The organism is Wolbachia endosymbiont (group A) of Sphaerophoria taeniata (assembly GCF_947250735.1).
Classification (GTDB): Bacteria; Pseudomonadota; Alphaproteobacteria; order Rickettsiales; family Anaplasmataceae; genus Wolbachia.
In genome coordinates, this window is record NZ_OX366344.1 from 1,257,635 (window position 1) to 1,268,996 (window position 11,362).

Here is an 11,362-nt window from a genome sequence, read left to right on the forward strand (position 1 = left end):
TTATGACAACAAATTATCAGCAGTGGCGGGAAATATTAAGTACGGTTAATAGTGATAATAAATTAGATAAAAGTAACGTAATTGAAAAAGTAAAAGAAGAGCTAAAGGCAAATAATGAAGAGGTATTTAAACAGTGGGAAAAGAGTGATTTTTATGTAAATTATAAATTTGAAGTTGGAGATAATGAATTCACATTATTACATTTGACTGCTCAGTGGGTCTATACGGTCTTGACAAAGGCTTTAATAGTAGCAAAAGGGATAGATGTTAATATAAAAGATAAGAATGAAAAGACACCTTTATATTTAGCTGCTGAAAATGGTTATAAAGAGGTAGTAGATGCTCTGTTGGAAAAAGATGGAATCAAGATTAATGAACAAGATAAAGATGGTTGGACTCCTTTACATTTAGCTCTTATAATTGGCCATGTAGACGTGGTAAACTCTCTCATAGAAAACGGTGCGAATGTTAATATAAAAGATGACTATGGAACGTCACCTTCATTTTGGATTATTCTAAGAGATTATGTAGTTACTCCGTCAAAAGCACGTAAAGTCTCTGTTAATATGAAAAATTGTGCTGAACATACTCCAAGAGATTTAGCTAAAGAGGAAAAACAACCTACATCAGCAACTATGAAAGGTTTTTTTGCCGGTAGTGCAACTGCATTATCAGGTGCTATAATAGCGATAGCACTTTCTGCAACCGGAACAGTTAAACAACCTACACTAATAGCAGCGGTTGCAACTGCGGCGCTAGTAGTTGGTGGTGCTACATATGCATTGTTAAAGCCTAGTACTAAAGTTGATGGAGCAGTCTTAACAAATGGACAGAAAGAAGCTGCTCATGCTTCCTTATAGTAGGGTTCCTAGCGCATGATACTGGCCTTTTGGATGGAAACCAGTGTCAGCTACTTGGATGACACCCTCATAAAGTGAAATGAGATCCAGCTAACACGTAGCGTGATGACGAGAAAGGGGCTACTCAGATGACAACAAAGGGGCTACTTGAATGACATCCTTCCTGGTGTGCTCAAATAACAATGTTCGTACAAATACGTGCTAGAGTGAAACCGTTTACTATGTAACATCTCATCATATCACAATGTTCGTACAGTTGTGGCAGAATGACGTAGAAAAACTATTAACTTAAATCTATATTGACATGTCCCATTTTACGCTTATCTCTAACCTCTTTTTTCCCATATATGGTTAAACTAGCTTTTTCGTTGCTCAAATACTTATGAGAATCATATATATCGTTACCTATTATATTTTTCGTCATACAAGGAAAGCGTAATACTACTTCCTGCATAGGTAGCCCGCATATTATCCTAACCAGCTGTTCAAATTGACTAACGTTACATGCATCCAAGCTCCAGTGGCAAGAATTGTGAGGTCTTGGAGCTAGTTCATTAACTAACAATTCGTTATCTTTAGTAACAAAAAATTCAATAGCCAGAATTCCTATTACATCGAGCGCATTTGCTATTTTCTTTGCAGCTCGTTGTACCTCTTGAGTTAATTTGCTATCTATTTTAGCTGGCACTGTTGAAGTATCAAGTATTCCATCAACGTGGTAATTTTCTGCTATAGGAAAAAAAGCTACTTTACCGTTTTTATCTCTTGCAACGACTATTGAAACCTCTTTCAGTAAATCAACACTTGCTTCAAGAATGTACTCTGTATTCCAATCAAAGGAAGCAAATTGCTTCACTTCAGAATCATTCTCAAGCACATATTGCCCTTTTCCATCGTAACCCATTTCTGTTGTTTTCAGCCTTGTTGGATAGCCAAAAGTTCTACTGCTTTTCAGTAGCTCATTATAATTTTGTATACTTTTGTATTCAGCAGTTTTTATACTTAAGCTTCTAATGAAATCTTTCTCTCTAAGCCTATTTTGCGCAATGTGTAACGCTTTTTTACCCGGATAAAAATTTACATCGATATCAATTGCACTACATGGAATATTTTCAGACTCAATAGTGACCAAATCCACACTCTGTGCAAAAGATTCAAGCGCTTTCTTATCAGAGAAATCTGCTATTGTGAAATCATCAGCAACAGAGCAAGCCGGATCGTCCTTAGCACTGGCAAAAACATGTGTTTTTTGTCCAAGTTTTGTTGCAGCGATAGCAGTCATTTTACCTAATTGTCCACCACCTATTATTCCTATTACTTTTTTGCTAAGCGCATCTGGTTCGTTCATACTATAAATTGATATTTCCTAATTAAAGTATACTTGAAAAATCTATGAAAAAAGTATATAATTAAAATACTATCTTTTTATCATGAATATTCTATAATGATAGAGTACACACTAACTACCAACTTTGTTGAAGTTACAGTTTTACCAATTTATATTGAAGAGCAATCCATTCCTTATGAAAATTGCTATATATGGATGTATAACGTTAAGATAAAAAACAAAAGCCAATCAACTATTCAATTATTAAGTCGTCATTGGCAAATAATAGATTATAAGGGAAAAATAAATGAAATTGCCGGAGTTGGTGTTATCGGAGAACAACCTGTGATAAAATCTGGAGAGGTATTTAAATACACAAGTGGAACATACTTAAATGCACCGTCAGGAATAATGCAGGGTAAGTATGAATTTCTGAATGAAGAAAGCATAAAAATTTTTGAGGTTATGATACCACCCTTTTCTTTGGATAGTCCATACGTCAAAACTAGACCCCATTAACTATCAAAATAGTTTATTTGTAACCGTTCACTGTTAGACTGCATTCTGTGATTTTTAGCAAAACATGATCTTTCATTTGAGCTTTCTTCAATTTAAAATAAATACAGAAAATTGCTGCCTATAGCTAAACTGACTTAGATTTACCGACAATTTGAAAAACCGTCATTCCGCTACTAGTTAGCGCCGTGGCGGCATGACGATAACCTCGTCATCCCGCTACTTGTTAGCGGGATCTATGCTAAGAGATACCGCGGCAGCATAGCTATAGCTATCTTCAAAAATATGGTTGAATAATTGTTAATAATAGTGTATAATTATTAATATTTTCAAGCATTTTTGCCATGGCTCTTTCAAAATTTCTCGATCCTCGCAATGATTTGTGTTTCAAAAAAATCTTTGGAACGGAAAAAAATAAGAATATCCTGATCCACTTTTTGAACGATATTTTAGGGTTTACTGAGATAAATGCAATACAAGAAGTTGAGTTTCTTAGCACTATTATGGATCCCGAAGTTGCCTCTGATAAACAAAGTATTGTTGATGTTCTCTGCAAGGATTCTCACGGAAATAGATATATAGCAGAAATGCAGCTCGCTAGAGACAAGGGCTTCGAAAAACGCGCTCAATTATATGCCGCTAAAGCCTACTCAAGACAATTAGATAAATCTGGCAACTACATTGATTTAAAGAAAGTCTTCTTTATTGCTATATCAAATTGTAACTTACTTCCTGAAGAAGTTGATTATATTTCTACTCACAATATACGTGATATAAAAACTAACGGCCATTACTTAAAAGATTTTCAATTTATCTTTATAGAATTGCCCAAATTTTCAAAAAGTAAAGTAGAGCAGTTAGAAAGTATAGTAGAAAGGTGGTGTTTCTTTTTTAAATACGCAGAAGAAACAACAGAAGAGGACTTAAAAGAGATAGCAGAAAAAGCGCCAATAATAAAGCTAGCATATGATGAATTAGACAAGTTTCGTTGGAACGAAAAAGATTTAGTAGCTTACGAAGAAAGAATAATGGATCTACGGAAAGAAGAAGCCATTCTTGAATACAGACTTGATCTTGCTGAAGAGAAAGGTATACAAAAAGGTATAGAGAAAGGAAAAATTGAAGGGAAAATTGAAGTCGCAAAAGCAATGCTGGCTAATAATGTTGATGTCAACACTATTGTCAAGTTTACTGGCCTTTCTATTAGTGAGATTGAAGAATTAAGTGGAAATCTGTGAACGGTTACGTTTATTTTTTATCCTTATCATCAAGTGTAAATAAGGTTATTGTAGAGATTAAGCCTATTATAACTATTATCAACGAAAATGGGGCAGCTTCTCTATAGCGCTCATCGCTTACAAGTTCATATATTCTAGTTGATATAGTTTCAAAACTAAATGGTCTTATAATGAGTGTTGCTGTGAGCTCCTTGATAGTATCCATAAATACGAGCAAAAATCCCGATAATATACTCTTCTTGATGAGAGGGATATGAACATTCAAACATGTGGAAATAGGCCCATGACCCATGGTATATGCAGTCCACTCAATTTCATTTGGTGTTTTTTTGAGCCCTGATTCTACCGCCTTGAAAGATATAGCAAAAAAACGAAATAAATATGAGTAAACTAATGCGCCAATAGTTCCTACCAAGCTAATTTCCACAATATATTGAGTAATGAAAGAAGATATTCTGCTTAAAAATATTATTATGCTAATTGCGATAATTGCATTTGGAATTGCGTAGCCTAAAGAAATGAGACGTGCTACATTATTGATTACCTTACTTTTACGCGCCGTATATCCAATCATTATTGCAATGCTAATTGAGATTAATGCGGTGATAAATGATAAACTAACGCTATTTGCTATTATATTATAGAACCTTGCTTCGTATATGAAAAACCCCTTCTCTATGCTCCAATATATGAGCGGAATCATTGGCAAAATAAAACCTATTAATATCGGCAATACACACATAAGATAAGCAAAGATCAATGGTATAGTGCCACTTACACTCCGTTTGTTGTGATAATCTGCATTAGCGTTGATTGAAGAGTAAGATATTCCTTTTTTTTGTAGTTTCTTTTCGATAGCTATTAGTGTTGCAACGAAAATCAATTCTGCAACTGCTAAAACAGTAGTTGAATATTTATCATGCAGTAAAAACCAGGTGCGATATATTCCTGTCGTAAAAGTATCGATAGCAAGAAACTGTGGTGTGCCGAAATCCGTAATTACCTCCATTAGTACCAAGGACAACCCAGCTATAATTGATGGACGTATGGAAGGTATGATGACAGAAAACAGGCTCTGTAATGAGGAGAACCCAAGTGTTGACGCAATAGTGACTGAGTTACTAACATTCTTTAGACTTGAGCGGACTAGCATATAAACGTATGGATATAAACTAAATCCCATTACTAATATTCCACCACCTAGGGATTTTATTTCAGGAAACCAATAGTCACCTTTGCTCCACTCTAAAATGTCTCTTAATGAGCTCTGCACCGGACCTGAAAATTCTAGTGTATTTACATAGACGAACGCTACTATATATCCAGGAAGCGATATCGGAAAGAACAAAGCAATCTCAAAAATTTTACTTCCAGGAAATGAAAAAAATGTGGTGAGCCATGCTGGAATCACTCCAAATATGAAGGATATCCCCCCCACTCCTATCATCAAAATTAGCGTACTCAGTATATATTCAGGGAAAAGTGTGCTGATTACCCATCCAGAATTTGCTGATTCTGTAAATAGAATCGATATTAACGATAGTATAGGACAGACGAATAATATACTTACTAAAAATAAGAATATATTTTTAAATACTCTCAAAAACATTAATTTGGATCTATATTTGATATTAAAATGTTATATGTAAAAACTGAAGATATCCAGTAATTAACAGCCGTACTATTGAATATCTTTATAATTTTGTATATCATGTTTTTAGTTGATAAGTGAATAATCATGAGCTTCGTCATTGCAACTTTCTATCACTTTGTAGAACTCTCTAATTATTATGACATGAAAGACGAAATAAAAACTGCATGCGACAACATTGAATTAAAGGGTACTATACTCCTTGCAGAAGAGGGTATTAATGCAACCGTATCTGGTGAAAGAAACGCGATTGATAAAATATTCGATTTTCTACGTTCTGATTATAGGCTAAGGGACCTTACATGGAAAGAGAGTGCAGCAAAATATCAACCATTTAGCAAGATGAAGGTAAAATTAAAAAGAGAGATTGTGAATCTTGGTGTAGGCAATCTTGATATTTCCCTTAAGGGTAAATATGTTGATCCAGAGCATTGGGATGATTTTACTTCTCAACCTGACGTTTTAGTAATAGATACACGAAATGAGTATGAAGTGAAATTAGGCAAGTTTAAAAATGCAATCAATCCACATACTCAGCGTTTTCGCGATTTTCCTGAGTGGGCAAAGTCTTTCTCTGAGAGTAAAGACCTGAAAGTAGCTATGTACTGCACTGGTGGGATTAGATGCGAAAAATCAACAGCGTACATGAAAAATCTTGGATTTAACAATGTATACCACCTGAAAGGCGGCATTCTTTCTTACCTTGAAAAAACTTATAATAAAAATGGTAATTGGGAAGGTGAGTGTTTTGTTTTTGATGATAGAATTACTGTTGATAACTCACTTACTCCAAGCAACACAATAAAATGTATATTCTGCTCAAATCAAGTTTCAACGGACAAGCTGAAGTCAGTTCCACGTGGCCAAGTGGTTTGTTTCAACTGTAAACTTTAGTGTTATAGCTATAATAAATAAAACATCATGCCGCTGCAGTTGTATGCACGTTGTGATTTGAGAGCAACCTCTACTAGAAAGGGTGTCATGCCAGTGCCCAGACACTGGCATCCAGGTTCTTTTTTTCTAGATTACAGCGTCGCGCGCTGGAATGACAATAAAGAGCATATGGTTATGCAAGAAGTCTATTTCTTACCCTTAATCAACTCTAAAGCCTTCTTCAAATCCATGCTTTCAATATCTGCATTCTTACCCAAAGCAACGTTTGTTCTATCGCATTTTATATAGAACCCGTACCTGCCTTTGCAGATAAAGATTTCTTTTCCTTTTTCATTAACCCCGAGAGATTTTAACTCTTTGCGTGGACTGTTTGCAATAATTTGTACAGCTTCGCTCAATTCTGTATTCAGCACCTCTTTAGAGCTTTTTTTAAGAGAAAAATATCTAACATCATAAAAAATATAGTACCCAAATCGTCCAAGGCCTATTTTTATTTCCTTTCCGGTCTCAGGGTGTTCTCCGATTACTTTTGGCAAGGAAAGTAACTGAGTAGCGGTATTCAGATCAATATCATTAACATTTAGATCCTTTGGTATGGAAACTGTTTTTTTCTTTTTGGACTCACTATTAAACTCAAGGTAAAGCCCAAAAGGGCCTTTTTTGATTACCACCTCTTGGCCTGTTATATCATCTACACCTAAACTTTTTGGATATTCTAAATTGTCATTACTATCTGTAATTTCTTTTGTATGGTTGCATTCAGGATAGTTAGAGCATCCAAGGAACACTCCTGCTCGCCCAAAGTTCAATTTTAATATACCATCAGAGCAAGCAGGGCATTTCTTACCTATTTCTTCTTTTCCTTCCTCTGAACAAAACCAATTAACTACCAAATCGTGAATGCCGCTGAAAACTTCATCATGTGTCATTTGCTTGACAGAATTTACATGACCAAAAAATGGCACCCAAAAGTGGCTCAATTCTTTTTTCCAATCTGCATGTCCATTTGAGATTAAATCAAGCTTCTCTTCCATTTGTGCTGTGAAGTCATACTCTACACAACGCTGAAAAAAAGTTTCTAAAAATATGGTAACGATCTTACCACGACTGCTTGGAATAAATCTTTTATTATCCAGTGTAACATACTCACGATCCTGCAATACCGAAATAATTGTCGCATAAGTTGATGGACGGCCTATACCGATTTCCTCCATTTTTTTAACGATACTTGCTTCACTATAACGAGGTGGTGGTTGAGTGAAATGCTGTTTTGGCTCAACTGAAATCAGCTTACACGCTTCCCCTTCCTTCATGGCAGGTAGCAGGCCTTCATTTTCGGCTTCCATGTTATCTTGATAGACTTTATAAAAACCATCAAAGAATATACTTGATCCACTTGCTCGCAGAATCACTTTCTGATCAGTAGAACTAATTTCAACTACCACTTGATCAAGAATCGCCGATTCCATTTGACTTGCAATGGTTCTTTTCCAGATTAAATCGTACAATTTAAATTGCTCTGGCGTTAAGTAATCCTTAATACTACCCGGCGTTCTATTGATATCAGTTGGACGAATTGCTTCATGTGCTTCTTGAGCATTTTTGACCTTTTTTACATATTTACGAGGAGACTGTGGTAAATATTTATCACCATATAACGACTTAATTGACCCTCTAATTGAGTTTATAGCCTCATCTGCAATATGAAACCCATCTGTACGCATGTAAGTTATCAACCCTACAGTTTCACCACCAATATCGATACCTTCATATAAATTTTGCGCTATGCGCATAACATTTTTCACATTAAAATACAGCTTATTCACTGCATCTTGCTGTAGAGTAGAGGTAATAAATGGAGGAAGCGGATTTCTCTTAACTTGCTTGCGTTCTACTGTGCTTACAGCATATTGCCTTGATTCAATCTCCCTGACTAAGTTCTTTGCTTCTTCTTCATTTTTAATATCAAATTTTTCTAGCTTCTTATTGTCATAGTGACTCAGCATAGCAAAAAAAGCCTCATCTTTGCTATTTTGTATTTCTGCCTTTATGCTCCAATACTCCTGTGTTATAAACTTACTGATTTCATCTTCTCGTTCGCATATAAGCTTTAATGCAACAGATTGAACTCGCCCCGCAGATTTGCTTCCCGACAATTTTGTCCACAGCAGCGGTGACAAGCTAAATCCAACTAGATAATCCAAAGCTCTGCGTGTTTGCTGTGCGCGCACTAAGTCCATATTAATTTCACGTGGATTCTTTATTGCTTCTTGAACTGCTCTCTTTGTTATCTCATTAAAGACTACTCTATAAATGTTGTTTTCATTACTGATTGCTTTCTTTTCTTTTAATGTCTCTATCACATGCCAAGCCATTGCTTCCCCTTCTCTGTCTGGGTCTGTTGCAAGATATATATCTGATGCTTTACTCGCTGCTTTTACTAACTCTTTTATATACTTTTCTGCTTTTTCAATGGTTTCATACTTTATAGCAAAATCATTATCCGGATCGACAGAACCGTTTTTTGCTGGAAGATCCCTCACATGTCCAAAGGATGCAGCTACTTTGAACTCTTTACTTAAATATTTGCCTATTGTCTTTGCTTTCGCAGGTGATTCAACTATTAATAATGCCATATTGTTAATTATTTTAGTATTTAAAGATAATATGTTGAGAAATATACGATGAAAAGTAAAAAAATATTTTAATAGGTCTTGTGAATTTTACAGAGTAGGTTGTTCATGGTTTCCAGAAAACCCTTGGACCTTGCTATTTTCAAGTGAATTTGAAGGTCTATTACAATAGTATATGATTGCAGCAGCAACCAGACAACAAGCTCCAACTGCTATTCCCACTGCTATAGGCTAACCCAAGAAAGGTTTACCTGAAGGATAGAATAGGTTATAATGGCATATTAAAGAGATGAAAAATGCCAAGCCCATATAGTGAAGACCTCAGAGAACGAGTTCTCAAAGCAGTTGATGAAAAAACAATGACGATAAAAAGAATTAGTGAAATATTTAAACTGAATATAAAAACAATATATTTATAGAGGAAAAGGAAAAAAGAAACAGGAAACATAAAGCCATCTTCAGGCTATCAAAAGGTGACTGAGCCTCACCGGTGGCAGAATCTGGGTCACGAGGTCTTCTTCCTACACTCCATGTAAGAGCAGACAGTGCCTCAAAAGAACTGCCACCTATCCACTCTGAGAAGTTATTATCTTCTCTTGCTTTCAACCAAGCAATACTTATTCATATCATCTGAGTAAGGTCAGTTTGTAAAACTTAATTTGTACGCTTCCTAGTAATTCTGATATAGTTACTTTAGTTAAAGTCTATAAAAGTTTATAAATGGCAACCTTAAGTGTAAGAGAAGCTTTATGCACAGCGATCAGAGAAGAAATGCAAAACGACCCTGACGTGTTGATCATCGGTGAAGAAGTTGCAGAGTATGATGGTGCCTATAAAGTAACAAAAGGATTACTGAAAGAGTTTGGAGAAAATAGAGTGGTTGATACGCCTATTACCGAACATGGATTTGCTGGCCTTGCTGTTGGAGCAGCATTCGCTGGATTAAAGCCAATTGTCGAATTTATGACTTTTAATTTTTCTATGCAGGCTATCGACCAAATCGTGAATTCTGCAGCAAAAACAAATTATATGTCAGGTGGACAACTTGGATGCCCCATAGTATTTCGTGGGCCAAATGGTGCTGCAGCAAGAGTTGCTGCACAACACTCTCAATGCTTTGCATCTTGGTATTCGCATATACCGGGATTAAAAGTGATAGCACCTTACTTTGCCTCCGATTGCAGAGGTCTGCTTAAAGCTGCAATTCGTGACCTGAGTCCGGTAATATTTCTAGAAAACGAAATAGCTTACGGACATGAACATGAACTTTCTGACTCTGAACTGTCAAATAAAGATTATCTACTTGAGATAGGCAAGGCTGCTGTTATACGGGAAGGAAAGGATGTAACTATCACTGCTTTCTCACTGAAATTAATGGATGCTTTAAACGCAGCAGATTTACTTTCAGGTGAAGGTATAGAAGCTGAAGTTATTGACCTCAGAACCTTAAGACCACTTGACACTCAAACTGTTATTAACTCTATTCAGAAGACTAATAGGTTAGTTAGTGTAGAAGAAGGATGGCCATTTGCAGGAATAGGAGCAGAGCTGTCAGCCGTTGTTATGGAACAAGGATTTGACTACCTTGATGCTCCAGTTATGCGCGTAACTGGCAAGGACATCCCCTTACCTTACGCTGCAAATCTAGAAAAAAAAGCATTACCACAAGTGGAAGATATAGTTGAAGCCGTGCATCAGGTCTGCTTTAGAAAAAAATAACCCTATTGGTTCTTTTTTGTGTCTCCTGTTCCACATTGGTCCATCAAGGAAGTATTTCCAGTGCTGCCTATACCACCCATCACTTTTGTCACAATAGTTTTAGCACCGAAAAATACAGCACAAAATATACCGAGTGCAAAAAGAGCTGGCCATGGCATTCTACCAAATATCGCAAGCAAAGCTGCACCTATTATCACTACGGTCATAAGCGGTCCGCCTATTCCCCAAACGTAGCCAATAATATTACATATTACTTGAGCAGTTGTATCAGCATTAGTGTCAGCGGCAGCACTCCCAACATGAGAAAAAGAAATAAATAATACTATAAAAAGAATATTAAAAACTTTCCTAGGGTTCATCCCTATACCTTAAATTTAGATATTGCAATTATACCTAAAATACTATAATTTTTAGTAAAGCTAGCATAAAGATTGAATAACAAACGGTGCCACAAAAGTAGTTGACACACAACTGCACGAACATTGTAATATGGCACGATATCACATAGTAAACAATGTCATCCC

Annotated in this window: 12 protein-coding genes; 7 read left to right on the forward strand and 5 right to left on the reverse strand. The window is 35.8% G+C overall.

All coding sequences use genetic code 11. From position 1 onward, the window contains the following. Positions 1–2 precede the first annotated feature (2 nt). Positions 3–860 carry an ankyrin repeat domain-containing protein gene (locus tag OOK84_RS06195; protein ID WP_264731640.1) on the forward strand — a complete coding sequence of 286 codons (858 nt, stop codon included), beginning with the start codon at positions 3–5 and terminating at the stop codon, positions 858–860. Positions 861–1,143: 283 nt separating this feature from the next. Here OOK84_RS06195 and OOK84_RS06200 read toward each other — a convergent pair whose 3' ends face one another. Continuing rightward, a complete protein-coding gene (locus tag OOK84_RS06200; protein ID WP_264731642.1) occupies positions 1,144–2,208 on the reverse strand; it encodes a 5-(carboxyamino)imidazole ribonucleotide synthase in 1,065 nt (354 codons plus the stop codon). A 96-nt stretch (positions 2,209–2,304) separates the two neighbouring features. Between OOK84_RS06200 and apaG the strand changes: the two genes are divergently transcribed. Next, positions 2,305–2,706 carry a Co2+/Mg2+ efflux protein ApaG gene (apaG, locus tag OOK84_RS06205; RefSeq protein WP_253307374.1) on the forward strand — a complete coding sequence of 134 codons (402 nt, stop codon included), beginning with the start codon at positions 2,305–2,307 and terminating at the stop codon, positions 2,704–2,706. Positions 2,707–3,047: 341 nt separating this feature from the next. Then, complete coding sequence (locus OOK84_RS06210; RefSeq protein ID WP_264731013.1) at positions 3,048–3,941, forward strand: Rpn family recombination-promoting nuclease/putative transposase; 894 nt, start codon at positions 3,048–3,050, stop codon at positions 3,939–3,941. A gap of 10 nt (positions 3,942–3,951) precedes the next feature. Here the strand turns inward: OOK84_RS06210 and OOK84_RS06215 are convergent, their stop codons facing one another. Beyond that, positions 3,952–5,550 carry an ABC transporter permease gene (locus tag OOK84_RS06215; RefSeq protein ID WP_264731644.1) on the reverse strand — a complete coding sequence of 533 codons (1,599 nt, stop codon included), beginning with the start codon at positions 5,548–5,550 and terminating at the stop codon, positions 3,952–3,954. A 129-nt stretch (positions 5,551–5,679) separates the two neighbouring features. Between OOK84_RS06215 and trhO the strand changes: the two genes are divergently transcribed. After that, positions 5,680–6,486 carry an oxygen-dependent tRNA uridine(34) hydroxylase TrhO gene (trhO, locus tag OOK84_RS06220; protein WP_264731646.1) on the forward strand — a complete coding sequence of 269 codons (807 nt, stop codon included), beginning with the start codon at positions 5,680–5,682 and terminating at the stop codon, positions 6,484–6,486. 185 nt (positions 6,487–6,671) lie between these two features. On the opposite strand, the gene topA is transcribed toward trhO, so the two are convergent. Continuing rightward, positions 6,672–9,122 carry a type I DNA topoisomerase gene (topA, locus tag OOK84_RS06225; RefSeq protein WP_264731648.1) on the reverse strand — a complete coding sequence of 817 codons (2,451 nt, stop codon included), beginning with the start codon at positions 9,120–9,122 and terminating at the stop codon, positions 6,672–6,674. A gap of 87 nt (positions 9,123–9,209) precedes the next feature. After that, entirely contained in the window at positions 9,210–9,341 is a 132-nt protein-coding gene (locus tag OOK84_RS06880; RefSeq protein WP_434732572.1) for a TomO hydrophobic C-terminal domain-containing protein, read from the reverse strand. 74 nt (positions 9,342–9,415) lie between these two features. On the opposite strand from OOK84_RS06880, the gene OOK84_RS06230 reads away from it, so the two are divergent. The 3 genes from OOK84_RS06230 to OOK84_RS06240 all read left to right on the forward strand — a co-directional run bounded on the left by OOK84_RS06230 (position 9,416) and on the right by OOK84_RS06240 (position 10,838). Further along, positions 9,416–9,538, forward strand: coding sequence for a hypothetical protein (locus OOK84_RS06230; protein ID WP_264687946.1), 123 nt, complete (start codon positions 9,416–9,418; stop codon positions 9,536–9,538). Positions 9,539–9,609: 71 nt separating this feature from the next. After that, on the forward strand, positions 9,610–9,753 hold the full coding sequence (locus OOK84_RS06235) for a hypothetical protein (RefSeq protein WP_264731650.1): 144 nt from the start codon (positions 9,610–9,612) through the stop codon (positions 9,751–9,753). A gap of 86 nt (positions 9,754–9,839) precedes the next feature. After that, positions 9,840–10,838, forward strand: a complete 999-nt coding sequence (locus OOK84_RS06240) for a pyruvate dehydrogenase complex E1 component subunit beta (protein ID WP_264731652.1) — start codon at positions 9,840–9,842, stop codon at positions 10,836–10,838. Positions 10,839–10,840: 2 nt separating this feature from the next. Here OOK84_RS06240 and OOK84_RS06245 read toward each other — a convergent pair whose 3' ends face one another. Further along, complete coding sequence (locus tag OOK84_RS06245; protein WP_264731653.1) at positions 10,841–11,197, reverse strand: TrbC/VirB2 family protein; 357 nt, start codon at positions 11,195–11,197, stop codon at positions 10,841–10,843. Between the last annotated feature and the right edge of the window lie 165 nt (positions 11,198–11,362).